We start from the raw sequence: 25,477 nt of genomic DNA, 5'->3' as shown, positions 1-25,477 counted from the left end.
TACTTTTTTAACATAAACTGACAAATGCTTTAGTTCTTAGAATATGTTTTAATATAGTATCAATTTTATAATATTATGTTGTAGATGCTAGTGTAATATTGTGACCATGTTGCCTGGATAAATAAAAATATGTTATAAATCTTTTAACACTTTCATTTTCTATATTTAATTTTTTCATTTCCTTTTTTGCTGCCCTTTCTAAAAAATCTATATGATCAAGATTAAATAACATAACCATTCCCGATGTAAAATTTACATCCCCTAAACTTATTATTCTTGTAAATACCAAATAGCCTTTATCCAAGGTTCTTGAAAGAGATATATCTGTTATATTTATTGTTTCTTTAGTCTTTGTATCTTCTACTTTAATTTTAAAGTCTTTTTTGTCTATATCTATTACTTTATAAAGAGAAGTTTTTGAGTTTTTCATTGATTCTATAAGTTCTATTTCTGATTTTTCTTCTAGTTTGTGATTTTCTAGAAATAAATCTACTCCACTTTTATTATTTAGAGTTTTTTCGTATAATATAAAGTCATGGCAGTAGTCAAACTCTATATTCTTATTTAAATATACTCTATTGTTTTTAAGTAATCCCATTATATTAATATCATTTAGTCCTTTTTGAGTTGTTTCTAGGTAGTCAAATATTTTATCATTTAGTATCTTACTTATTTCTCTATATTCTCGGTATGATTTTATAGATTTTTTTGAGTCTAGATAAAGCGTATTTATATCTATCAATTACAAATCTCCTTTTTCTTTTTATCCGTATTATGAACTTAATACTACAGATTATACAAATATATATATTTAAATAAGTTAAACTTAATATTTATCATATCGAAAATATATAAATATTACTACATAATAGTTTAAGTTCTATTAGATATTATTATAAAATCTAATAAAGAAACTGATAACACTATAATAATGGTCCATGGTATTGGTCGTTCATATTATGATATGCTAAAATATGCTTTTAACTATTTAGATGATGATACTGGCTACGAGTATTTTTATAGAATTTTTAAATTTATATATAAATACACAAAATAATTATAATGTTTTATTATATAAATGATATTTATTTCTCAAAATTACAAGTTTTCTAAGTTTCTTAAATTAAGATTCTTTTTTATAATTTTGCCTCTAGTATTTCTAGTGATTGGTTTTCTACCTTTAAAATACATCAAATTAACTTCAAAGCATTCTACTGTTTTGATATAAATTTCAAAAATATAACTCATATACTACATTGTTAATAACAATATAATATATGAGTTATATTTTACTATTTTTATAGCTACATAATTTTAAAAAATCATTAGCTTATTAAAATATTTAGTTTTAAACTTTATATTAGTCTTTTAATAATATTATTATTTTGAAACATCCATTATTTTATCATAATAATTATCCTCTATAGACTTAAAGCCTACTTCAATTAGAGATACATAATCATAAGCATTAAAGTTTTTTTCATTTGATATGTAAGTGATTCTAGCCATTATTGTATTATCATCATGTAAGAAGAAATTAAGTACTAAATTTTCTTCATTAAAAACATTAATAAGATTTAATAAGTCATTCTTCTTATGAAGATTATTTAATTTACCTATACAATAATATATAGGAGCTAAGTTACCACCATTTAAACTTAAAGATATAATACAATCACCATTCTTTAAAGTTTGTTTAGCTTGGAAAAGTACACTTTTAGAAGTTTCCCTTGAAATAGTAAATATATTATCTAATCCTCTTTCTTCAAGTGCTTTTATTACTTGAACTTGCTGTAATTGGTAATTCATAAAAAGACCTCCCCCTAAAGTTGATTTGTATAATTTTTTATACCCTATGCAATTTATTGTAAACAAACTAAAAAAAAGAGGCAGTATTAAAAATTTTCACAAAATTTTATAATAAATACTTTTCTAATTACAAAGTTTAAAATCATCATCCATTATATTAAATTTTCCCTTAATCCCGTCTGTTATATATACTTCTTTATCATTAGTTATAAATATTGCGTCTATATTTTCTAAGCCTTCTACAAAATTAAATCCATCTTCTAGTCCTTTTGTAAAAACTAATGTAGATAAAGCATCTGCATCTACTGAGTAATCAGCTATTATTGATACGCCTGCTATTTCAGTTTTATATGGATATCCAGTTTTAGGATTTAGTATATGATGATATTTAATATCGTTTTCTATTATGAATCTTTCATAAACACCTGTTGTTACTATGGATTTATTAACTACTTCTATAGACCCTACTACACTTCCCCTATCACTAAACGGATTTTGGATACCTATTTTCCAATCTTTATTTCCTTCTTTATTTCCTAGAGCATATATATTTCCACCTAAATCTATTATTGCTTCTTTAACGCCTTCTTCTCTTAGTAAATTTGTAAGTTCATCTGCAGCATATCCTTTTGCTATACTTCCTAAATCTAGCATCATACCTTCATCACTTAAAAATACTTCTTTTGTTTTATCATTTATCTTTACTTTTGAATAATCAATAAGTTTTTTAACTTCATTAATTTCTTCTTTTGTTGGGACCTTTGCACCTTCAAGACCTATACTCCAAAGTTTAACTAATGGACCTATAGAAACATCATACCCACCATCAGATAACTTTGAATATTCTATTGCTTTTTTTATAATTTTATAGCTAGTATCACTTAATTTTACTGGAGATTTACCTGCATTTTTATTAAGTTTATCTAGTTCTGTACCTTCTTTGTTTATACTCACTAGGTTTTCTATTTCTGAGACTTTATCAAATGCTTTATCTAGTATCTCTTTACTACCCCCATTATGTAATGTAATTGTTATTGGTGTACCCATAAATATTTCCGTTCTTGCTATTGGTTCACCTTGCTCTTCTTTTTGACACCCCACTAAAATGATAGTTAAAATTATTATTGTGCTAACAATCATTTTCCTGCTCATATTTAATTTCCCCTTATATAATAATATTTACTATCCCTATAATTTCTAATTATAACTACGTTTTATATATTTTTATATACACAACAATTAAAACATTTACCCTTTTTTATTTTTACGATACATAAATACCTTCTTTTATATATAGATTTATCATTATTTGATTTTAAAGTCAATATTTAAGCAATTATTTAGTTGTAAAAATAGTTTTATATATTAATAATTTAATTTATATTAATGTTTTTCTTTTTTCCCTTCATTTTCCTCAGTTTTTAGTGCTTTAAATTTTAGAATTTTTCTTCAGTTAAAGAACATCCTGCTTATAAAGGATTATACACTCTAATTTATTGAACATGTTAAAAGTTTTTTTATAAAATATATTTTTTTTATATTGCCATTTATATTTTATATCCTTTAAAATTCAATTATATAAAGATTTAATATCTTTGAATAACCTAAAGGAGAAATCATTTATGAAAAGTTTAAAAAAACTTGATATTATTATTATTGTATCACTACTTATTTTATCCTTTGTACCAAGTATAATTTTCTCAAAATCCCTTTCTAAAAATTATAATTCGACTTACGCTAGTATAAAAGTTAATAATAAATTTTATGATAATGTACCCTTATCTTCTTTTAAAGGTGAAAACACTCTTACTATAAAATCTAAACATGGTACTAATGACGTATTAGTAAAAGATAATAAAATAAAAATTATAAAAGCAAATTGTAAAGATAAACTTTGCATCAAGCAAGGTGAAATATCTAATGTAGGTGAAAGTATTATTTGTCTACCAAATGAATTAATAATTGAAATTAAAGGAGCTGAAAAAGATAGTTCATCTGATGATATGATACTATCACACTAATTATGAAATTAAATAAAACTTCTAAAATGATTTACATGTCATTACTTGTATCAATGGCATTAATATTATCTTTGATTGAACGCATGATGCCAGTCCCATTTGTAACCCCTGGTGCTAAACTTGGACTTGCAAACTTAGTTATAATAATATCAGTCTATACATTAGATAATTATAAAGATTCCTTTACTATACTTATATTAAGAGTATTTTTAGCTGCAATCTTTGGTGGTAATATGTCCACACTGTTATACAGTGCTACTGGTGGTATATTTAGTTTCATTGCCACTATAATTACTAAAAAACTAGGTGGTAAGTATGTTTCTGTGATAGGAGTTAGTTCTTGTGCTGCTGTATTTCATAATATAGGTCAATTACTCGCGGCATCTCTTATTTTAAATAATTTTGGAGTATTTTTATATCTTCCAGTATTGTCTACAATAGGTATTATTACAGGTATATTTATAGGCCTTTCTGCAAATTATCTCTTGAGCCATTTAGCAAAATTGACTTATTTTAAAGATAGGTTAAATTTGGATAATAATAATTCTTCATTAAAATATAATTAAAAAAGGAGCTATCTCAAATAGAGATTCGCTCCTTTTTTAATATGTTTTTAATAATGTATAAATGATATATCTAAAATAAATCTGTAATTTCCCCAGTATACATATCTACATTATACCACCCTAGAGTAGCTATATGTGAATCCTCTCCCTCTATTTCAACAAGTTCATAAACTTGTATAACATATTTATTACCTTCTATATGGTCTACTTTAATTTTTGCATTCAACCCTTTTTCTATTAATTTATCTTTAACTAAATAAATAGCCTCTTCTTCTGATAGTTTATTTTTCATGTTTTCAGTAGTTTTTATATATTCATTTTTACTATTATCTACATTTATTTTTACCTTTTCTCTTTCTATCTCTGTTCCGTCTTTATTAAACCCATAAGCTACTACATAATACCCTTTATTACCTAATTCATCAGTCCAGGTTATGCAATAATTTGGTATAGTTTCTGGCTCATGTAATCTTATTATTATTGAATTATTTTTATCTAATATCACATCCTTAAGTTCTATATAATTAAGTTCACTATATTTTTCTAAGTATACATCTATATCAACTCCTACATCCATAAATTCTTCACCTAGCTCATGTACTCGTATATTTTTTATGACTCCGTCAGTTTCAAGTAATAATAATACATTTCCTTCTATTTGCATATTTGTGTATATTTTACTGCTTTTAGATTTTGATTTTAACTCATCTATACCTTCTTTAGTTGTGTCATAAGATTTCTCTATAAATAATGTCTTTTCTTTTAGTTCATTAATTTCTTCTGTTCTTTTCAAATCTTTATTTGTTTTTTTGTCTGATTCTTTATCTTCTTTTTCAGATGCTTCCATAACTTCTGCAGATACATTTGACTTAGTGCTTGTTTTTTCTCTAGATTTTTCATCAACTTTAGAACACCCTACTAATAATAAAGAAATTATTAAAATCATAATATTTAATGTTATTTTAATTTTACTAATTAATATATTTCTCATATAATACCACCTCTATTATATATCCTAATTGAGTATATGATTTTTTATTATTAATTAGTAAAAAAGTTTTCTACAATAAGTTTTAATCTTACCTATTTTTCTAAAAATCCTGATTTTAGATAATTCATAGTTAAAATATACTTAAATATAATTAAAATTCTATAATAAATAAACTTAGATTTTTCATTTTAATTATTTCACTCCTTGTAAGTTTTATTATTATATAGTAATATGTATAAACAATTATTTGATAAGGAGTCATATTATGAATAAATTTTTTAATGAGTTTAAAGAGTTTGCTGTTAAAGGAAATATAGTAGATTTAGCAGTTGGTGTTGTTATTGGAGGTGCGTTTTCTAAAATAGTCACTTCTTTAGTTAATGATATTATAATGCCAGTAGTTGGAATGGCTACTGGTGGAATAAACTTTTCAGAGTATAAAATTGTATTAAAAGAATCTATAGGATCTATTCCTGCAGTTACTTTGAATGTAGGTAATTTTTTACAAACTTCAGTTGATTTTTTAATAGTAGCGTTTTGTATTTTTATATTCGTTAAAGCTATAAACAAGTTAAAGTTTACTAGAAAAAAAGAAGAAGCTGTAACTAAAGAAGAAAATGTTGCCCAAACACCTGAAGAAGTTTTGCTACTTAGAGATATTAAGGATTTATTACAGAAACAAAAGTAATAAAAAAGGATAGACAAAATAAGTCTATCCTTTTTTATTACTTATTAATTTAGTATAGCATTCTTTAAATTTATACTGTTTTTACCATAAAAATTAAAGTTTACTTATATTATTTAATTTACTAAGTTAATACTAAGCAAAATATTCATTAGTGGCTTTTTTTACTTTTGGAACTAATACAATCAATGCTAAAAGATTTGGTATTATAAGAAGTCCAAGGGCACAATCTTGTATCAGCCATACTATATCCATGCTAACTAATGCTCCAATAATACTAAATATAGGAAAAACATATTTGAAATTAACTGCTACAGTTTCTCCCAGTACATAATTTAGTCCTACATATCCAAAATACCACTGACTCATAAGAGAAGTTAATGAGAATAAAATTAAACTTAAAGATACAATATACCCCATTAATGGATGTATTGTTTTAAACGCATTTATTACTAAAATAGATGGATGTTCACCACTATTTAATACACCTGTACACCCTAAAATCAATCCTGTTATGGTACATATTACAATTGTATCTATAAATACTTCAGTAACACCAAATATAGCTTGTTCTACAGGATGTTTTACATTTGCTGCCGAATGAATTACTGGAGCAGAACCTTCCCCTGCTTCGTTTGAGTATAATCCTCTGGCTACACCAAATCTCATAGCTTCTTTGATAGTATGACCTGCCATACCACCTACACCAGCTTCAAATGTAAATGCACTTTTAATTATATCCTCTAATACACCTGGAACTTTATCTATATTAACTAATATTAAAAATAAGCCAAACAATATGTAAAATATAGCCATTATAGGAACAATTTTTTGAGTAACAGTTGCTAATCTTTTAAGTCCACCATAAACTATGGTAAAAACTATAGTAACTAATAATATACCAGTTATCAATGGAGATACGCTAAATGTATTCTCCATCACACTAGATATAGTATTAGATTGTATAAGATTACCACCTATTATTTGAACAGTCATAAGTATAGCAGTTATACTTCCTAATATAGGTAAATTTAATCCTTTAGAAATATAATACATAGGTCCGCCTATATATTCACCTCTATTATTTTTTTCTCTATATAAAATACCTAAAATAATTTCCCCAAACTTAGTTGCCATTCCTAAAAATGCAGCTACCCACATCCAAAAAATTGCACCTATTCCCCCAGATGCAAGTGCAGTAGAAACACCTATAATATTTCCACTACCTACGCAACTTGCTAAAGCTGTGCACATTGCTTGAAATGACGTTATAGACCCCTCAGAACTTGATTTATCTTCTTTAAAATTTTGTTTCATAGGATTTATTATCGTCTGATTTATTATATACGGAAATTTTTTAAATTGAACAAATCCTGTTGCAAAGGAATATAATAAACCTACTGCTAAAAGGGTAAATAATAACCAATTTCCCCATAAGATACTTGCAAGCTGTCTCAAAAAAAGTTCCAAATTTTCCATACTTCTCCCTCTCAATGTCAATACATTTATTTTGACTTTATATCATCTATAAATATAGGATTGCTCCATGCTATTTTACCATATTTATCAACACATTCTATTCTTATATATGTTTCATTTCCTCTTAACTCAAACTCTGCTCTTGTAATACTATCTTCTTTAGGCTCTCCCCAATATGAAAAACCACCATTTATAGCATTCCCAGACATAAAGTTAACATGATTTACAGGAGAACATTCTACATATACAACTCCATTTTTTATACCAAAATCATATATTTGAGGACCTGATGAAGAATAGTAATCTCCATTTATCAATGCATTTATTATATTATCATGTTCTAAAGATTCAGCTTTGACCATTACCCATCCTCCAAATGAATCTGGTAAGAAATCCTCATTATGATTATCATCTGATGCAAATGCAAATACTTTATTTCCTTTTCTCAACATAGTATCCCAATGAGTTGTATCATATCCTGTATTACTTTCTAATACTGTACCATGATTATATATTTCTAAAGCAAAGATTCCTTTTGTATCTATAAAATCTTCTTGGTCTACTCTTGACCATAGTGGGTGATTATAAGTCGATATACACCCCTTAGCTTCCATAAGATTAGCTATATCTTGAGCTGTTTTAGCACCTTCCCACACTAGAGGTTCTAAAATTTCCATATGTTTGAAAAGTTTACCCTTAGCCTTTTCTTGCATTTCTGTAGTTCCTAATAAACCATGTAAATGATGTATTTTTTTTCTTTGATTTTCATCATCATATAATACACTTGAGCATTCTATTCCAGGTAATATTATAAATCCTTCACTATTTAATTCCCCTCTAAAATCTGTGTATATATCATGCTCACTTAAACACATAAAATCATATCCATTTTCTTTATACAGATTCACTGATTCCTGTGGAGTTAATTTTCCATCTGAAACTGTAGTATGACTATGTAAATTTCCTTTAAACCATTCTCCATTTCTCTTGAAACCATTTATATTTATATTTTTCATATTATTTTTTCTCCTATTTTAAATAATATATGTTATATGATCTTATATATAATTACTTCTATAACCTGTAGATATATCCACAGGTTATAGAAAACTTTTTTAATTTTTATTTAATATATTTCTTATAATTATCTTGAATCTTTGGTCTGCTTGCGTTTTATAACTCTAACTAAGTAAGAACTTATAAAAAACCCTAAAATTGAGAATCCTACCATTGTTATAAATACCATTTTATAGCCTGGTAGTCCTGGACTTTTATCTAACATACTTCCGTAAAGAGTGTATGCAAATGTTGATGGAAAGTATCCTACAAGAGACCCTATAGACATTGCTGCACCACTTATTTCTTTTGGTACTTTTATTTCATCCATTGGAGCGAAAAATACTGCTCTCATTGTGAATATTATAGCTCCAAACCCTAACGTTAAACTCATACCAGTATATATACTCATTGATTCATGAGGTAAAAATATTATTACTGTCATAGCTATTGCTGCTACAACAAATGCTGCTCTTATATATTTAGCTGTAGATTTAGTAACTTTATCTGCTAGGAATCCTCCCACTGGCCCTCCTACCATCTTTAGCCCATATTGATTTATTATACCATATGCTCCTACTAATGTTGCTGGCATAGCATATACATCACTTAAAAATGGTATAAAGTATGTAAGACCACAATATACACAATATACAGAGAATATTGTAAATGCAACAACCCATATTTCTTTCATCTTTATAGCATTAATCATACCTTGGAATGCAGCTGCATTTTTACCGATTTTTTCTCCTGATTCATTTACTTCTTTTATTTCATCATGTGGAACCGTAAAAAACGATATTATCCCAACTACTATAACAACAGCTGAGAAAAACAGTATACCAGCCTTAAGACCTTGTGCACTTTCACCCATTGCTGAGAATATAGCTAAAGCTGAAAATGCTACTATTGTATCAACTATACCACGTCCTGCTTCTAAAAAACCAAATATTCTACCTTGCTCTTTTTCAGTAGCTATAAGCCTAACTGCTTTTAAAAGTACTGGCCAGTAAATAACTTCGCCGAATATAGCAAGTACAGCAAATGCTGCTAAAAATCCTGCATACGGAGGAAATGTTGATAAATAAATACCTACAAGCCCTACTCCTATCAATGAGAAAGATATCATATATTTCTTAGAAAACCTATCTGATAAATAAATTGAGAATATTAATCCAACAGTTTGTACCATCCCATATGTAGATAAAGCCATACCTATTTGAGTATGATTTAATCCCATATATTGTTGCATAGGTATATAAAATGCATCTTTAAGTGAACTAAGCTTAAATATAGTTCCTGCACCTAGTACAAGAATTGCAAATGTAAACCACCTATTACAAGCATACTTTGTTTTTGTTTGTAATTCTTTTTCGTTCATCTTAAACCTCCATGATTAATTTTATAAAATCGTTTTCAAGACTAAATATATTTACCCTTTTCTTGTTACGGTTATAATTATAATTGTTTTTTTTTGTAAATACAAGTTTTTTATTGTTTTTTTTTGTTTTAAATTGTTTTTTATAGCTTTTTATGTTGTATTTTATAGCTTTTTATCCATTTTTTATTACTTTTTCCTATAATAAGTGGATTTTTATAAATTTTTAATATATAATTTATAATTAATACCAACAATATACAAGCTAAAATTGTTTTTATCCAATTAAATCAGCATTTTTTGATGTTAATATTTTTAAATTTATTCTGGAGGTGGTATTTATAATAGCTGAAGAAAGATATGCCATAATTTTAGATAAGCTAAAATTTGATGGTATAGTAAAAACATCTGATTTAAAAAAAGAATTAAATGCCTCTTCTGAAACGATAAGAAAAGATCTTAAATATCTTGATGAGGCAGGATACTTAGATAGAGTTCACGGAGGAGCTATTCCTAAATCTGATGTAAAACATGATGATAATAATGATGATGTATATATATCATTTAGAGTTCGTCAATCACAAAATTCTGATATGAAACAATCTATAGCTCTTAAAGCCGCTGAATTAGTCAAAGAAGGTCAATCAATTGGACTAGATTCCGGGACTACCTCTTATGAACTTGCTAAGGTTCTAAAGAAAAAATTTAATAACCTTACAATAGTTACTAATTCTTTGATGAATGCTTATGAGCTAGTTGATAAAAAAGGATTCACTGTAATTGCAACAGGAGGAGTACTTACACCTGATGAAAATTCATTTATTTCAGATTTTGCTACCCTTATACTAGATAAAATAAATCTGGATATGATGTTTTTAACAACATGTGGTGTTTCCTTAGAAAATGGTATAACAGACCAAAGAATGGATGAAGTTGTTATACATAATAAAATGAAAGACTGTTCAAAAGAAGTTGTAGTTTTATCTGATAGTACTAAATTTAATGAAGTGTCACTTATAACAGTCTGCCCTCTTGAAAGTATAGATTGTATCATTACTGATTCTAACATTGATATAGAATTGGTAGAAAAATTCAGGGCTCAAGAACATAATATAATTATCGCTGAATAATGGTTGTACTAATCAGCAATAAAACGAATTTAGAAGTATAATTGTATATTATTAAAATTTAATTTAAGTGGTTAATTAAATTTTATATAGGGCTATAACTACTTAGATATAGTCCTTTTTCATAATTTTTATAATTTCTATAAAACAAATAAAAAAGGAAGTTTTAAATCACTCCCATTTTTACACTATCCTACAATTCTGTATTAGTTTCAAGTGCTTCCACTATCCTTATAATATCAACCTTAAAAAAATTAACTCCACCTATACACATTCTATCATCTGTATTTTCGTCAACTAAGTAAACTAATTCTTCTAATTTTTCCTTAGATAAGCCTTTTAAATGTTCTTCTAATGCTTTAACTTCTTGTTCATATGTTGGTCTCATTTTAACTTCTCCTATTTATTTAAAATTTGATATGAATATCCCTATTTTTTATTAAGAATCTGTAAACTATTTAATATTCTTACTTCTTTATAATAATTTATACCCAAATTAATCATTATAATTCTAACTATTTTTCTTAATATATATTATATATAATACTAAGCGATTACTTCAATAATTTTCTTTAGCTTTTAAACTTACTCTTTAATTGAATAAGATTTTATTAGCTTAATAAATATAGTCAATAAAAAAGATATAAGCATTTTAGTCATGGCAGACTATACAACCTATATCTTTAAATATTATATTTAAACACTTAACTTTACTTATTATATTTTTTACTAGAATCTAATTGTATATAAATATCCCTATTAATATAATAGAGACAATCAACATAACTATGGTACTACAAATAGTTATAAAACTTTTTACTTTATTATCAGATTTAAATATACTTTTAATGATGATATAAATACCAATTCCAATAATTCCACCAATTGTATTTGTTATAATATCAGTTATATCACTAGCACCTATACCTAATATATATTGAATGACTTCAAATATAAAGCTTATTACAGCTATTATGCATATACTTTTAGATAACTTTGCATCCTTTATTATCATATTTATGTATATTCCAAATGGTATAAATAAAATTACATTCCCATATATATCCATTTTGTTAAAATTTCCCTTAAACACATCATTAAATGGAATTATATTAAGCGTCTGTGAAAAAAATCTATCATTACTGAATATTTCTAATGGAGATACATATTTAAACAAAATATTCCACAAAATAAACAATGTATAAAAAATAAATCCGATAATAAATAAAGTATTAATTATTTTTTTGCGCATTTAATTCCCCCCTAGTCTTATATTAAACGTAATATACCTACAATATAATTATATTGTAGGTATAAATTATCATATCTAATTATAACTTAAACTTTACTTAGTATCTATAACTTCATGTGCCATTTTAACTAATTCCTCTTGTGATAAATTACCATCTATAACTAGGAAATTATAGTAGATACCATTTTGCTTCCAATTTAAATATTTAACCTCACTTACCTCTATTTCTTTAGATCCATAGCTAAATACATATTTACCAGATACCTCATCTTTTTTATCTTGTTCTGTCATTTCATAGTCACCTGGTACAAGCTTATTTTTATATGCATTATAATATATCTCTATACCTTTATAAGTATCAACCACTGTTTCCCCATTGGATTTTTCACCTAATAGTTCTTCTTGCATTGAAAGATTTATTTTATTCTCACCATTTTTATAGACAAAATCCATTGTTTTTGATTCCTCAAGTGAATTTCTTTCCTCATCAAGACCTTCATAATTTGTAGTATATCCATTTTCAAATACATAGCCATTACTAAATTTATCTACTAACTTTGGTTCAAAACCAAAATCTTCTTTTACTTCTTTATTTGTTGGCATATCAGTATAAATTGGTATATTGCTAGAGTCTCCAACTATAGAAAATATTTTTCCTGCTGCAAATACAGTTGTTCCTAATGCCATAGTTGCTACTAAAGCAGCTATAATTCTTTTTTTAGCCGATACTTTCTTATTCGCTTTTCTATCTTCCATTTCACTATTCCCCTTTATTTCTGGTAAGTTATCTAAAGTATCTCTTACCATATTTTTAAAGCTTTGTGGTGTATCTAAAAAAACATTATTTAAATTTTTTTTATTCATAAATTACCTCCATATTTTTTAACTTTATTTTTAATAGTTTTCTTCCTTTTGACAATCTACTTTTTACAGTTCCTGAAGGTATTTTTAAAATTTCTTTAATTTCATCCACGCAATACCCCTCTATATAGTAAAGAACTATTGTAATACGAATACGTGGCGGTAATTTACAAATAGCCAAATATAGTTCACTATAGTCTTTTTTATCATCATTGTAAACTTCAATGCATTCTTCATAAGGCACTACTTTACTTGCTCTACGTTTTAAACTATAGCATTCATTTATAAGTATTCTAATTAACCAAGTTTTAAAATACTTCTCTTCTTTTAATGTATTCAATTTATCATAAGCTTTTAAAATTGCTCCTTGAACTGCATCCTCACAATCTTGATCATAAATCAATATCGACTTAGAAACATGATATAAAGTATGTTCAGCTTCAAGAACTTTCTCTATAAATGTATTTTTATTCAATAGACTTCCTACCTTTCCTTGCAAATTATAGCGCTATTTCTTTGCTTTACACTAATTAGATGTTTTGTTAGAATAAATGGTTCATTTTATTTTAAAATTTTTTAAAACTTAAATTTCTAATTTAATTGCAATCAAAAAGCATCTAGTTTTAAACTAAATGCCTATATTTTATATTATTAAATTATTTTTTATTTTTAAATACATATTTTATATTCTCTCTACTTTGTATCTAAGTACTGTTTTTAACTTTTCAGGATTGGTCTTTCTAAAATCTGATAAATATATTTCTCTATGAACTTTGGTCCTTAATCTTAAATTATTTTCATCACAAAACTTTTGCATGATCTTAAAAGTTATAGGCTCATCATCATAAGGCCCAATATGTAACATTTGCACAGATAAACTATCTTTAATACTTTCAAATTTCACCTTATCCAATAGTTTATGTGCCTTTTTTCTTTTTACTATTTTCATAGCTCTATTAAATACTTCATCATTTACAAATCTAGGTTGTCTAATCATCAATGTATATATTAGCTCATTTTTATCTAAATATTCTAATTCTTTTCCTTTTTCTGTTAAATCCCATAATCCTTCTAGGGGATATACTGTATATTCGAAATATCCTTCTGGTATATTATCACTTTTATGCATCATTCTAACTGCATAAGATAATGAATATAGTACTCCTATAGCTTCACTAAATTCCTCACTATTTGGATTACCTCGCCCATTTATAGTAAAAAATTTAAACTCTGGTATCTCTACTAACTTTGGTTTTTGCTTTGGTATGTAATATTCCTTTTCTTTTTTTCTCCACTCGTGCTTCATACTTACCTCCTTTGTTATTCAATAGCTATCTAAATAATATTATATATTCTTTTTGGTTTAAATTGGCAACATTAAGTGTTTAGCTAAAAGGCCACATTATCTTTATCATAAAAAATAAGAGAGTATCAGTATATTGATTCTCTCTTATATAAATATCTATTTATTTTCTTTTAAAACCTTTTTTAATTTACATATATCTAATGGCCTATAATAAACATACCCTTGTATCATATCACATCTAAACTTCCTAAGTATATCTACTTGCTCTCTACTTTCTATTCCTTCACAAACCACATCAAAGTTATACTCCTTAGCTAAATTAATAATAGCCTTTAATAAACTCTTAGTCTTTTCATCTTTCTCTATATCAATTGATAAAGTCATATCTATCTTTAAAACATCTATATCAAGCCTTTTTAAATTACTTAAATTTGAAGAACCTGTTCCAAAATCATCCATAGAAACCTTGATGCCTAGACTTTTTATATCTCTTATTCTATTATTAATATAATCAAAGTCATTTAAGGCTGCAGTTTCCGTTATCTCAAATTCTAAGTATTCTGGTGAAATATCATATCTCTTAATGGTGTTTTTTATATAATCCATTAGATTATTTTGATAAAGTTCTACTCTAGATAAATTTATAGCAATAGGAACCATATTTTCTTTATTTACTTTGCACTTTTTTATTTCTTTACAGACTTCTTTTATAACCCATCTTCCTATAAGATTTATATCTCCATTCTTCTCAGCTATTGGTATAAATATACTTGGTGATATATATCCTACATCTTTATGTTTCCACCTTATTAAAGCTTCTGCAGATACTATCTTTTCACTATTAATATCTACCTTAGGTTGATATAGTATTTCAAATTCTTCATTTTTTAAAGCTCTTTTCAAGTCTCTTTCTACTATCAACTTTTGTTGTATCTTGTACTCTAGTTCATCATTATATAAATAGTATAATTTATCTCCTACATTTTTTGATTCTATCCTAGACTTATTTGCATTGTCTAAAGCCTTATCAATTTCAATACATTCCTTTTTCATCTTAAATACACCTATATGGATATTTAATTCTAATTTTTTGTTAATGTGACGTTGCTTTGTAACATGCTTATTTATATACTCGATTTTTTTTTCAAAATCTTCATCGTCTTCTATTTTGAATAATAGGGCGAATATATCCCCCCCAATTCTTCCACTAATATTTTCAAACTCTATACTTCTTATATTATCAGCTATCATCTTTAATACCTTATCTCCCTTATCATAGCCAAATAATTCATTTATAGCTTTGAAATTCTTTATATCAAATGTCACTACTGCATAAACATCATTCTTACCTCTATTTAATATTATCTTTTTTGTATCTAATTTAAATTTTAATAAATTTCTAAGATTAGTTAAAGAGTCTACATAACTAGCTTCTTCTAATTCTTTTTTATTTTTTATATCTTCATAAGTACCAATAATTATGTATAAGAGTAATGCCAATATAATTGTAAATAAAGATAACTTTATCGTACTATGTGTTCCCGTAAATACCTTTGCTATAGGAGCTATAGATATAACATACCAATTATTACTGTTTTTTACCTTATTATAAGCAATTACATTCTTTTCTCCATATTTATCAAAACTATCTATGCCATCATTTCTTTTTTCATTGATTACATTTAATATTATATCTCTATACATGCCTAAATTTTCTTTAGGCCCTAGCACTATACTCCCATTAGAAGTGACAATGTATACCTTTACATTATCTGAAAATGCATTATTTACTAAATTTTTATCTAATATCTCCTTAGGTTCAACCCCTACAATTGCTCCCTTTATATTTCCATTTATAATTAATGGTCTTGAGTATACTGTATCTAGTTCATATTCCAATCTATTTTCTATAATTTTACTTACATAGTTACTCCCAGATATAGCCTTTTTAAAATATTCTCTATCTCCCACATATACATTTTCATTATTTCCTATATTTATATATCCGTCCATATCTACTATACCTATGTACTTAAATAAACTTCCACTACTAATTTTATTTATATTTTTTAAAAATATGTCTTCACTATATTTGTTTTTGTATTTGTTCATAGCTTCGTTTACATATTTATTTATATAATCTAATTTCTCCATTCCATTGTATATATCTAGATATACTTTATTCGAAATCTGTCTATTAAACTCTGATATACTTCTTTTAGATTCTTCATAAAGATTCATTTCTACTTTTGTTATAAATATTATACTTATTAATGTTATTAACAATATCCCCTTCATTCGCTTTAACATTGATTTAACATTAAATATACTCATGCTTATGTTGTTACTATCCCTTCTAATTCCTTAAAACTTTTTACATTAGATTTCTTATTTTTAATTATTATACTATATTTTTTAATACTTTTATATGTCAAAATTAAAATACCACTTCAAAAAAATTACTCTGAAGTGGTATTTAACTTAATTTATTTAATTTTTAGAACTTACTACTAACCTAATTTTATCTATTTCATTTTAACTACTATGATACTTTACTATATATCGGTCCCAATTCATTGATATTTATTGCTCATATATAAACACATTATAAAACACCCCATATAAATTATAAACAAAATTGCTAGATTCATAAAATACTCTCCCACACTTTAATATTTATTAGCATTTTTTACTATTATTGATCTACCTTATATGTATTATTAAAAACTTATTTCCCTAACTCTATGCACATAATTATTTGTTTAATTCAAAATTTTTATCATCTCAATGTTATTTACATATAAATCTCACCAAATATATGATAATCCTAATCAATGTCAAAATCAATTTATTTCCTTTTCATGTTAAATAATTTTATGTAAATAGCAATTTTAAAATATAATTTAGATTTATATATTCATAATAGATTCACCTATAGACATGATCACTAAATGCTTTTTAGCATGAACAAGCTCCTGATAAGTTATCTAATCTTATCTTAAGTTCTTTATTCTTAGACCTACTTATTGGTATTTCAAATCCTCTTATAATTATAGATTTTTCTCTTAGCTCTTGGATTTTCTTTAAATTTACCAAATAACTATGATGACATCTGTAAAAATTATAATCTAAAACCTTTCCTTCTAATCTTTTCATACTAGTCTCGATAGTATAAGTTTTTTCTTCAGTATATATTGTAACTTCTTTTCTCCTAACCTCAGCATAAAGTATATCTCTAATTGGCAATACTAAAGTTTTTTTCCTAGACTGTATAGATATTATGCTATGTTTTTCTAAATATTCTTTTATAGATTTTCTAAGTTGAAGTCTTATTTCCTCATACTTCAAAGGCTTAGCTAAACATCTAAAAGCCCTTGCTTCAAAAATATAGTCTGCTGGCGTAGTAAACATTACCTCTACATTCGTATCAATTTCCCTTATTTTTCTGGCAATATCAATGCTACTTATTCCTTTAATTTTAATATCTAAAAATAATATATCTAAATTTTCAGGATAGTCATTTAATAATTCTTCTTTACAAAAGTATTTAAACAAATTATATTCTATACTCTCATCTTTCAAGATTTTATCTATATGCTTTTCTAATACTTCTATATTTAATACATCATCATCACAAATGGCTAACGTCAAACTCATATTTACTCCCCCTATGTTTCTATATTTAAATTAAAATAAATATCAATAGAGATTTATAAAATTAAAATCTTTATATGTAAAAAAATATTGTCATCTTTATATTACTATATTTTTAATTTATAAACTACTTTTATCTAAAATATAATTAGTAGAATATGCATTTTTGCATTAATTTATAAAATAAATAACTAATATAACCTTTCTAAATAAAAATAAAAGTCTTCTTTATTAATATTTTAAAAGAAGACTTTTGTTTAAGTTTAATCATCTATTATATTTCTATTATTTAAGAATACCTACACATGTTACTAAATAATTATCTGAGTACTTATAGGTATTATATTAAATGTATCTACTAAATATTAAAATGCGTTAGAACTTAAAAATATTGGATAATCCATATGATACCTCCTTATTTTTCATTCTATAATAGATTTATCATATTTTGGTCTATATAATTACTTAATAAAGTTTTATATATATAAAAGCCAAGATTAAATTAATTTAATCTTGGCTTTTTCAATTTATATTTATCCCAGTATTTGTATTTCTATATTTTGTCTACCAAAGTTTGTACATTGTTGCTCACTACCCATGAATATATCTATCTTATTACCTTTTATAGCTCCACCACAGTCTTCTGCAACGAATACTTTGTCAAACATAGGTATATAAACTTTAGTTCCATAAGGTATAACAGATGGATCTACTGCTATTGTTCCCCACTTAGGAGTAGTTCCTGTAGCTGTTATGCTATGCCCTGAATAAGCACTTGCATTTACAGTAAGTTTACGCCCTTTAGTGTTTGATGTAGCTTTCTCTTCCTTAACTGGCTCTTTTTTCTCAACTACATTTGATTTACTTTCTGAAGTCTTTTGATTATTTGATGTAGCATTTGATACTACATTATTTACTTTTTCTACTCTTTCTAATTGTTGCATTTGAGCTAACTCTTGCTGTCTTTTAGCCTCTTCTTCTTTTTGCTTTCTTTCTTGAGATTCTGTTAATACATATTCAGCAGAAACCCAACCAGTTTTTTCTTCTTTTTTATCATCATTTGAAGCTTCTTTTTCTGATTTTTTAGCTTCATCTTCTACTAACTTAACTTGGTGCCATACTTCTTTTGTATCTTGTTTTTCATCTTTAATCTCTACTGTTTTTAACACTTCAACAACAGTATTACTCTTTAATGTTTCTAATTTTTCTTCATCTATAGATGGTCCTTTTCTTAAATTTAATTCATCTACATTTACCTTAGCTTTTTCTTTAACTGTAAATTCACCACTTACCCAACCTTCTTTTTCATCAGAAAGTTTTATCTTATCCCATCCATCTTTAGTTTCTAATACTTCTACAACAGAACCTTCTTTTAAAGCTCCTATTTTTTCTTCATCTTCAGATGGTCCTTTTCTTATATTTAATATATCTGCAACTACTATCTCATTGTTTTCTGTTTTCATTTCTTGTTTTTTATCTGAATTTACTTCTACTTTATTATCTGCATATATATTCCCCGCTGATGCGTACATCCCACCTATTACTAATCCTAATGCCAATATTGTTGATTTATTCATTCTCTTTTTCAAACTCATAAAAACCTCCTAATAAGTAAAATTATATATTATTAACTATCTCATATTTTTTAATTCATATTCTTTTGTTTGTTACCTTTTTGTAACTTTTCTTAACTTGTTATTAATCTTAATACACTTTTTAGGATTTGTAAACACCATTTTAGGTAAAAATTAAAAAAGGGTAACAAATTAGTTACAAATTGTAACAGTCTTAATCTATTGAAGTTCCAACGTTTCTTAAACATTAGATTTTACTAAAAAATTTTTAAAAATTTTTTTAAAAAAATAGCTATTTAAGCATAAATTTTTGCCTAAATAGCTATTTTAATCATACTTACTAACTATTATTTTTACTGATAATTAGTAAAAAATAGTTACAATATTAGCTTTATTTTTTATTCTCATATTCATATATAAAATCAATTAATAAACAATAAATTTAGATACCAAATTTATAATCAAATTAAACTATAACTTTTATTTATTTAGCTTTTACTATTATTGGTTGATAGTCATTTACTCTTAATAATTTATAAAAAATCTTCATGTATAAAGTTATCTAATAATAAAATATTTGATAAAAAATTGACTATATTATATGCTTTAAAGTCTTATATTAGTGTTACTTTATATGTTAATTTATACTAATATTTAATACTAAAATAAGTTTATAGATATCAATGTAAATTAATTTATAAAACCTAGTTATTTCAAGTTATTCGCCTTATTTTTTATTATTTTTTTCAATTTTTTCTTCTATTTAAAATGAAACCTGTAAAATATATTTATTTTTTATATTTAATACAAGGCTTATAATTTAATTCTACTAAGTTCTTATTAAAGTTTAAACAAACTATAAATAATGAATATTTAGAATATTATGACACAGTTAAATAATATATCTAAAATATAAAAATAGCAGTTTTAAATCATATTAAAACCACTATTTTTCTTAAATATTATTTATTTGTCTCTTTGTATGTCTTATAAGAAATACTTATTAGTTTACCATTTTCATCTTTATTGATTATAGCATCAACCTCGTAGACATCTTTTATAAGTTCTTTAGTCATAACCTCGCTAGGAGTCCCATATGCTATAATTTCTCCATCCTTTAAAACATATATTTTATCACAATACATTAATGCAATATTTAAATCATGTATTGCAGCTATCACTTCTATATTTAATCCTTTTACAATACTCATTAATTGTAATTGATGCTTGATATCTAAATGATTTGTAGGTTCATCTAATACTAAACAATCTGTTTGTTGAGCAAGTGCTCTTGCTAATATTACCCTCTGTTGTTCTCCTCCTGACAAAGTATTAAAACTTCTTTCCTTAAAATCTGTCATACCTACTTTTTCTAAAGCAGCATCAACTATCTCAAAGTCCTCTTTAGAATCTCTCTCCATTATCTTTTTATGAGGTGATCTTCCCATAAGAACAATATCATACACATTAAAATCAAAATCATAATAATTATGTTGAGATAATACAGCTAATTTCTTAGCGCTCTCCTTAATAGGTATAGTAGATAGATCTTCATCACCTAACATAATAACTCCACTAGATGGCTTTAGATTTCTGTAAATACATTTTAAGAGAGTAGATTTTCCACTCCCATTTGGACCTATTATCCCAACAAATTCTTTATTTTCAATATTTATATCTATTCCTTTTAATATGTTATTGTTACCTATACTTAGTTTTACACCTTCTGTTTTTATATGCATTAACTTTTACCTCCAAAACCGTAAGTCTTTCTAATCATCATCCAAACAAAACAAGGTGAGCCTATAATAGATATAAGAATTCCTATAGGTATTTCCGTTCCTTTTATTATACTTCTGGATAATACATCTGCCCATATCAAAAATATTGCACCTAATATAGAAGCTACTGGAATTAACTTTTTATGATCTGTCCCAAATATCATTCTAACTATATGAGGTACAATAAGACCTACAAATCCTATCATACCAGATGAATAGACTAATAATCCTATCATAAAAGATGTTATAATGAGATATAAATGTCTATATTTATGAAGGTCAGTTCCTAATGTAACTGCAACTTCATCTCCAAGTAACATTAAGTTTAAAATTCTAGATTGAGTAGCAAAAAATATTGCCCCCAATAATATAGAAGGAAGTATAAATACTATTTGTTCCCATTTTGCACCAGCTAGACTTCCCATAAGCCAAAAAGTTATCTTTTGTACACCTTGTGCATCATCCGAAATATAAACTATAAAACTAGAAAATGCACTACATACAGAACTAAGTGCCATACCTGCTAATAATAATTTTACAGAGTTTGCTCTTCCTCCTATATTGGATATAATCAAGACTAATATAGATACAAGAAATGCTCCTATAAACCCAGCTATTCCAATATAATTTCCGCCAAATACACTTCCAACTCCTAACATTATAGCTAGCGTTGCGCCTAATGATGCTCCCGATGATACTCCTAGTATATATGGATCTGCTAATGGATTTTTCACTATAGCTTGCATAACTATTCCAACTACAGATAGACCTATCCCAACTGCAATAGCAAGAACTATCCTTGGCAATCTTATAAGCCATACTACATCATGAATTGCACCATTTGATAGTGATTTATTTTGATTTAAATTAAATATTTTATTTATTATAATGCTGTAAACTTCTTTGATGCTTATATCTACCGAACCGATGGTTACAGCAAATCCTATTGACAAAAATAATAATATTAATAGTACAACAGAAACACCTATATACATAGGTGTCTCTTTAAAAATATTTTTTTTACTTGATGATAGACTTATTTTGTTCTCCATAAACTACTCCTACTTATTTAAGTCTGGATATAATCCTTTTGCAAATGCATTTATTCCATCTATTGTTCTTATACCACTACAATACATATCTCCTAAAGGCATAGCATTTACTCTATGATTTTTAACTGCATTTAAACTTGAAAGGGCAGGATTTTTAAGTATTTTATTTACCTCTTCTTGTTCTACCTCTTTATTACCTCTATCCATATAAACAACAAATATTGAATCTGGATTTAATTTTATTAAATCTTCTTCTCCAATACTTCCACCTTCAGGGTTTAATATCTTACCACCTAATCTAGTTACCATATCTCCACCTAAACTTTTTGCTCCATAAGTATGTATTTTGCCGTCCATATACTCTATTATTAAAGTTGTTTGCTCTTTTTTACCTTTAACCTTTTTAGAAACTTCATCTATCTTAGTATTTATTTCATCGGCTATTTTCTTTGCTTTATCTTCTACATTAAATATTTTTCCTAGGTTTAATATATCTGTAATCTCATTTTCAACAGTTCTATCTTCAGCCGCTCCACTATTTAACGACATGTATGTATTTATATTATTTTTATTCCAATAATCTACATCACCTAATCTCTTATCATCAAATATAGAGTACCAAGATAGTATAAAATCTGGTTGTTCCATTAATACAGTTTCTTTATCTGGTGTAAATTGTTCTGAATAATTTACTTTAGAGAAAGCTTCTTTATATTCATCTTTAACATCATGGTCAAGTCCTGCGGCTAACTTTATTTTATCTTCTAATCCTAATGCTAACATAGTCTCTATTGAGTTTTGATATACAGCAACAACATTTTCTGGCTCTTTATCAAAAGTTATTTCTATTGGTTCTTTTTTATAATTATGAGTTGTTATAGTAACTGGATAATGTGAATTTGTTTTACTTGATGATTGTACATCACTTTCAGCTTTTTCAGTTTTTGTTCCACTACATCCTGTTAACCCTAATATCATTATAGAACTTAATATTATAGCTATATTCTTTTTTAATTTTTTCATATTATTCCTCCAAATTTCGTCGTTTAACTATCGATATTATATCACACATTTATTTTATTTTATTGTCGAAATTTCCGAAAAATTATGTCATTATTGTGTCATTTTTAGGATATTTTATATAACTTTAATATTTGTTCAAATTTTTTCTACTAATTTTTAATTTATTTTGGATATAAACCTTTTGCAAAGGTTTTTATTCCATCTATCGTTCTTATACCACTACAATACATTTCCCCTAAAGCTATTGTGTTTACTCTATTATTTCTCACAGCATCTAATTCTTTTAATTTATGAGATTTAAGTATCTTATTAGCTTCTTGTGATGCTACATTAGTATCCATTCTGTCCATATAAACAACAAAAATTGAATCTGGATTTAACTCTACTAACTCTTCTTCTGTTATAGTGTTATTTTCAGACTCCAATAATTTTCCTCCTAACTTAGTTACCATGTCACCTCCTAGGGTTTCTTTTCCATAAGTATATATATCTTCACCCATGTATTCTATTATTAAAGTTGTTTCTTCTTTAGTATGATTTATATCCTTTAAAGTGTTCTCTATTTCATTGTTTATTTCTTTAACTATTTTTTCTGCTTTTTCTTCAACATTGAATATTTTGCCTAGATTTATTATATCTGTTATTTCATTTTCAACAGTTCTTTTTTTAGTTATACCACTGTTTAAAGATATATATGTATTTATACCTTTTTCGTTCCAATAGTTTACGTTACCAATTCTATCTTCATCAAATATTGAATACCAAGATAATATAAAATCTGGATTTTCATTTAGTATATCTTCTATATCTGGTACATAATCATTTATGTATTTAATTTTCTTGAACTTATCTTTATATTCATCTTTTATACTATGGTCAAGCCCTGCCCCTAAAACAATCTTATCTTCTAATCCTAATGCTAAAAGTGTCTCTATAGAGTTTTGATATATCGAAACTACCCTTTCTGGCTCCTTATGAAATGTCATTTCTATTGGTTCTTTTAAATGATTATATGTAGTTATAGTTATCGGATAATGTGAGCTTGCAGACTGATTTTTTACTTCACTATGAGTTTTATTTATATTACTACATCCTGTAGAGCCCATGATTAACATTGAGATTAAAAATAGTCTTATACTTTTTCTAAGTCTTTTCATTATTTGCTCCCCGTATTTACTGTATTATCCCATAAATTATAACATTTGTTTTTTTATTTTTTTGTCGAAATATGAATAAATAGTTTAATATATAACATTTATACACATAATTTCATTTAATCAATATTAATTATATATAAAAAAATGAACCCTAAAATTTTGGATTCATCTTTTTATATATACTATTTATTAACTTTCTTATTACGAGCGTAGAATACTCCAGCTATCGCTCCTAATGCAACCAATACTATAACAACTGTCATTATCTTTGAATTGTCTTGAGTTTCTTTAACTTTTTCTTCTGCTACGTCTTCTTTAACTTCTTCAGTTTTTTCTTTTTCTGCTGGTGTTTCTTCTTTATTATCTTTTTCTGTTTTTTCAGCTACTACTACAGGTGTTTCCATCTCATATTCAGCTTGGTGACCATTTCCATCATTAACAAGTAATTTAGCTGCTCCATCTATTTCCCCATATTCAAATGAACCATTTTCATCAGTTTTTCCTTCATGTATTTGATTCCCAGCTTCATCATATACTAATACTACAGCATTTTTAGTTGGTGTTCCATCGTCATATTTAACTGAAAATACCGTTCCCTCATTTTCATGGTGTAAACCATGTGCAAATACACCTATCGTGCTTAGTGTAAATGTTGCTGCCATTGTAAGTACTAATAATAATTTCTTTGATCTTCTCATTTTTTCT

24 protein-coding genes are annotated in these 25,477 nt (G+C 26.0%); 4 read left to right on the top strand and 20 right to left on the bottom strand.

What is annotated here, in order from left to right; genetic code table 11:
- Positions 1-73 precede the first annotated feature (73 nt).
- The 3 genes from I4U89_RS00800 to I4U89_RS00790 all read right to left on the bottom strand — a co-directional run bounded on the left by I4U89_RS00800 (position 74) and on the right by I4U89_RS00790 (position 2,961).
- Positions 74-742 (bottom strand): hypothetical protein, encoded by a 669-nt coding sequence (locus I4U89_RS00800; RefSeq protein WP_195937791.1) that lies wholly within the window; start codon positions 740-742, stop codon positions 74-76.
- A gap of 638 nt (positions 743-1,380) precedes the next feature.
- Complete coding sequence (locus I4U89_RS00795; RefSeq protein ID WP_195937790.1) at positions 1,381-1,809, bottom strand: hypothetical protein; 429 nt, start codon at positions 1,807-1,809, stop codon at positions 1,381-1,383.
- Positions 1,810-1,932: 123 nt separating this feature from the next.
- Entirely contained in the window at positions 1,933-2,961 is a 1,029-nt protein-coding gene (locus I4U89_RS00790; protein ID WP_195937789.1) for an FAD:protein FMN transferase, read from the bottom strand.
- 470 nt (positions 2,962-3,431) lie between these two features.
- Between I4U89_RS00790 and I4U89_RS00785 the strand changes: the two genes are divergently transcribed.
- Both I4U89_RS00785 and I4U89_RS00780 read left to right on the top strand, forming a co-directional pair.
- A complete protein-coding gene (locus I4U89_RS00785; RefSeq protein WP_195937788.1) occupies positions 3,432-3,830 on the top strand; it encodes a NusG domain II-containing protein in 399 nt (132 codons plus the stop codon).
- A 2-nt stretch (positions 3,831-3,832) separates the two neighbouring features.
- A complete protein-coding gene (locus tag I4U89_RS00780; RefSeq protein ID WP_195937787.1) occupies positions 3,833-4,396 on the top strand; it encodes a Gx transporter family protein in 564 nt (187 codons plus the stop codon).
- A gap of 70 nt (positions 4,397-4,466) precedes the next feature.
- Here I4U89_RS00780 and I4U89_RS00775 read toward each other — a convergent pair whose 3' ends face one another.
- On the bottom strand, positions 4,467-5,387 hold the full coding sequence (locus tag I4U89_RS00775) for a hypothetical protein (protein ID WP_195937786.1): 921 nt from the start codon (positions 5,385-5,387) through the stop codon (positions 4,467-4,469).
- A 265-nt stretch (positions 5,388-5,652) separates the two neighbouring features.
- On the opposite strand from I4U89_RS00775, the gene mscL reads away from it, so the two are divergent.
- A complete protein-coding gene (gene mscL / locus I4U89_RS00770) occupies positions 5,653-6,075 on the top strand; it encodes a large-conductance mechanosensitive channel protein MscL (RefSeq protein ID WP_195937785.1) in 423 nt (140 codons plus the stop codon).
- Positions 6,076-6,207: 132 nt separating this feature from the next.
- On the opposite strand, the gene I4U89_RS00765 is transcribed toward mscL, so the two are convergent.
- The 3 genes from I4U89_RS00765 to I4U89_RS00755 all read right to left on the bottom strand — a co-directional run bounded on the left by I4U89_RS00765 (position 6,208) and on the right by I4U89_RS00755 (position 9,988).
- On the bottom strand, positions 6,208-7,551 hold the full coding sequence (locus I4U89_RS00765; protein WP_195937784.1) for an alanine/glycine:cation symporter family protein: 1,344 nt from the start codon (positions 7,549-7,551) through the stop codon (positions 6,208-6,210).
- A gap of 26 nt (positions 7,552-7,577) precedes the next feature.
- Entirely contained in the window at positions 7,578-8,567 is a 990-nt protein-coding gene (locus I4U89_RS00760) for a PHP domain-containing protein (RefSeq protein WP_195937783.1), read from the bottom strand.
- Between the two features lie 128 nt (positions 8,568-8,695).
- Positions 8,696-9,988 carry an MFS transporter gene (locus I4U89_RS00755; RefSeq protein WP_195937782.1) on the bottom strand — a complete coding sequence of 431 codons (1,293 nt, stop codon included), beginning with the start codon at positions 9,986-9,988 and terminating at the stop codon, positions 8,696-8,698.
- A gap of 329 nt (positions 9,989-10,317) precedes the next feature.
- Here I4U89_RS00755 and I4U89_RS00750 point away from each other — a divergent pair, with 329 nt between their 5' ends.
- Entirely contained in the window at positions 10,318-11,115 is a 798-nt protein-coding gene (locus I4U89_RS00750) for a DeoR/GlpR family DNA-binding transcription regulator (RefSeq protein WP_195937781.1), read from the top strand.
- Positions 11,116-11,305: 190 nt separating this feature from the next.
- Here I4U89_RS00750 and I4U89_RS00745 read toward each other — a convergent pair whose 3' ends face one another.
- The 13 genes from I4U89_RS00745 to I4U89_RS00685 form a co-directional block, all read right to left on the bottom strand.
- Positions 11,306-11,500: a hypothetical protein gene (locus tag I4U89_RS00745; protein WP_092927134.1), complete on the bottom strand. Its 195-nt coding sequence runs from the start codon at positions 11,498-11,500 to the stop codon at positions 11,306-11,308.
- A 348-nt stretch (positions 11,501-11,848) separates the two neighbouring features.
- Positions 11,849-12,364, bottom strand: a complete 516-nt coding sequence (locus tag I4U89_RS00740; protein ID WP_195937780.1) for a VanZ family protein — start codon at positions 12,362-12,364, stop codon at positions 11,849-11,851.
- 93 nt (positions 12,365-12,457) lie between these two features.
- Complete coding sequence (locus I4U89_RS00735; RefSeq protein ID WP_195937779.1) at positions 12,458-13,228, bottom strand: hypothetical protein; 771 nt, start codon at positions 13,226-13,228, stop codon at positions 12,458-12,460.
- The gene (locus I4U89_RS00730) at positions 13,221-13,700 is read right to left on the bottom strand and encodes an RNA polymerase sigma factor (protein WP_195937778.1); all 480 of its coding nucleotides are present in this window, start codon (positions 13,698-13,700) and stop codon (positions 13,221-13,223) included. Before I4U89_RS00730 ends, I4U89_RS00735 begins: the two co-directional genes overlap by 8 nt.
- Before the next feature lie 207 nt (positions 13,701-13,907).
- Entirely contained in the window at positions 13,908-14,531 is a 624-nt protein-coding gene (locus I4U89_RS00725; RefSeq protein WP_195937777.1) for a GyrI-like domain-containing protein, read from the bottom strand.
- A gap of 156 nt (positions 14,532-14,687) precedes the next feature.
- Positions 14,688-16,817 (bottom strand): bifunctional diguanylate cyclase/phosphodiesterase, encoded by a 2,130-nt coding sequence (locus I4U89_RS00720; RefSeq protein WP_207744093.1) that lies wholly within the window; start codon positions 16,815-16,817, stop codon positions 14,688-14,690.
- A 672-nt stretch (positions 16,818-17,489) separates the two neighbouring features.
- Positions 17,490-18,188, bottom strand: a complete 699-nt coding sequence (locus I4U89_RS00715; RefSeq protein ID WP_195937775.1) for a LytR/AlgR family response regulator transcription factor — start codon at positions 18,186-18,188, stop codon at positions 17,490-17,492.
- 530 nt (positions 18,189-18,718) lie between these two features.
- Entirely contained in the window at positions 18,719-19,780 is a 1,062-nt protein-coding gene (locus tag I4U89_RS00710) for an SH3 domain-containing protein (RefSeq protein WP_195937774.1), read from the bottom strand.
- Between the two features lie 941 nt (positions 19,781-20,721).
- A complete protein-coding gene (locus tag I4U89_RS00705) occupies positions 20,722-21,501 on the bottom strand; it encodes an ABC transporter ATP-binding protein (RefSeq protein ID WP_195937773.1) in 780 nt (259 codons plus the stop codon).
- Positions 21,501-22,592 (bottom strand): FecCD family ABC transporter permease, encoded by a 1,092-nt coding sequence (locus I4U89_RS00700; protein WP_243279114.1) that lies wholly within the window; start codon positions 22,590-22,592, stop codon positions 21,501-21,503. The genes I4U89_RS00705 and I4U89_RS00700 overlap by 1 nt, the downstream gene beginning before the upstream one ends.
- 9 nt (positions 22,593-22,601) lie before the next feature.
- A complete protein-coding gene (locus tag I4U89_RS00695; RefSeq protein ID WP_195937772.1) occupies positions 22,602-23,615 on the bottom strand; it encodes an ABC transporter substrate-binding protein in 1,014 nt (337 codons plus the stop codon).
- Positions 23,616-23,776: 161 nt separating this feature from the next.
- A complete protein-coding gene (locus tag I4U89_RS00690; protein WP_195937771.1) occupies positions 23,777-24,772 on the bottom strand; it encodes an ABC transporter substrate-binding protein in 996 nt (331 codons plus the stop codon).
- Positions 24,773-24,954: 182 nt separating this feature from the next.
- Complete coding sequence (locus I4U89_RS00685) at positions 24,955-25,470, bottom strand: hypothetical protein (RefSeq protein ID WP_195937770.1); 516 nt, start codon at positions 25,468-25,470, stop codon at positions 24,955-24,957.
- Positions 25,471-25,477 lie beyond the last annotated feature (7 nt).

Origin of the sequence: Romboutsia sp. 1001713B170131_170501_G6, assembly GCF_015668195.1 — a bacterium.
Taxonomy (GTDB): Bacteria; Bacillota; Clostridia; order Peptostreptococcales; family Peptostreptococcaceae; genus Romboutsia_C.
Note: the sequence above shows the minus strand (reverse complement) of the source record. Positions and strands in the feature narration are given on the sequence as shown.

Coding starts and splice junctions, on each gene's coding strand:
- I4U89_RS00795 (WP_195937790.1), bottom strand. CDS start 1,809: ATGAATTACCAATTACAGCAAGTTCAAGTAATAAAAGCACTTGAAGAA.
- I4U89_RS00790 (WP_195937789.1), bottom strand. CDS start 2,961: ATGAGCAGGAAAATGATTGTTAGCACAATAATAATTTTAACTATCATT.
- I4U89_RS00785 (WP_195937788.1), top strand. CDS start 3,432: ATGAAAAGTTTAAAAAAACTTGATATTATTATTATTGTATCACTACTT.
- I4U89_RS00780 (WP_195937787.1), top strand. CDS start 3,833: ATGAAATTAAATAAAACTTCTAAAATGATTTACATGTCATTACTTGTA.
- I4U89_RS00775 (WP_195937786.1), bottom strand. CDS start 5,387: ATGAGAAATATATTAATTAGTAAAATTAAAATAACATTAAATATTATG.
- mscL (WP_195937785.1), top strand. CDS start 5,653: ATGAATAAATTTTTTAATGAGTTTAAAGAGTTTGCTGTTAAAGGAAAT.
- I4U89_RS00765 (WP_195937784.1), bottom strand. CDS start 7,551: ATGGAAAATTTGGAACTTTTTTTGAGACAGCTTGCAAGTATCTTATGG.
- I4U89_RS00760 (WP_195937783.1), bottom strand. CDS start 8,567: ATGAAAAATATAAATATAAATGGTTTCAAGAGAAATGGAGAATGGTTT.
- I4U89_RS00755 (WP_195937782.1), bottom strand. CDS start 9,988: ATGAACGAAAAAGAATTACAAACAAAAACAAAGTATGCTTGTAATAGG.
- I4U89_RS00745 (WP_092927134.1), bottom strand. CDS start 11,500: ATGAGACCAACATATGAACAAGAAGTTAAAGCATTAGAAGAACATTTA.
- I4U89_RS00740 (WP_195937780.1), bottom strand. CDS start 12,364: ATGCGCAAAAAAATAATTAATACTTTATTTATTATCGGATTTATTTTT.
- I4U89_RS00735 (WP_195937779.1), bottom strand. CDS start 13,228: ATGAATAAAAAAAATTTAAATAATGTTTTTTTAGATACACCACAAAGC.
- I4U89_RS00725 (WP_195937777.1), bottom strand. CDS start 14,531: ATGAAGCACGAGTGGAGAAAAAAAGAAAAGGAATATTACATACCAAAG.
- I4U89_RS00715 (WP_195937775.1), bottom strand. CDS start 18,188: ATGAGTTTGACGTTAGCCATTTGTGATGATGATGTATTAAATATAGAA.
- I4U89_RS00710 (WP_195937774.1), bottom strand. CDS start 19,780: ATGAGTTTGAAAAAGAGAATGAATAAATCAACAATATTGGCATTAGGA.
- I4U89_RS00705 (WP_195937773.1), bottom strand. CDS start 21,501: ATGCATATAAAAACAGAAGGTGTAAAACTAAGTATAGGTAACAATAAC.
- I4U89_RS00700 (WP_243279114.1), bottom strand. CDS start 22,592: ATGGAGAACAAAATAAGTCTATCATCAAGTAAAAAAAATATTTTTAAA.
- I4U89_RS00695 (WP_195937772.1), bottom strand. CDS start 23,615: ATGAAAAAATTAAAAAAGAATATAGCTATAATATTAAGTTCTATAATG.
- I4U89_RS00690 (WP_195937771.1), bottom strand. CDS start 24,772: ATGAAAAGACTTAGAAAAAGTATAAGACTATTTTTAATCTCAATGTTA.
- I4U89_RS00685 (WP_195937770.1), bottom strand. CDS start 25,470: ATGAGAAGATCAAAGAAATTATTATTAGTACTTACAATGGCAGCAACA.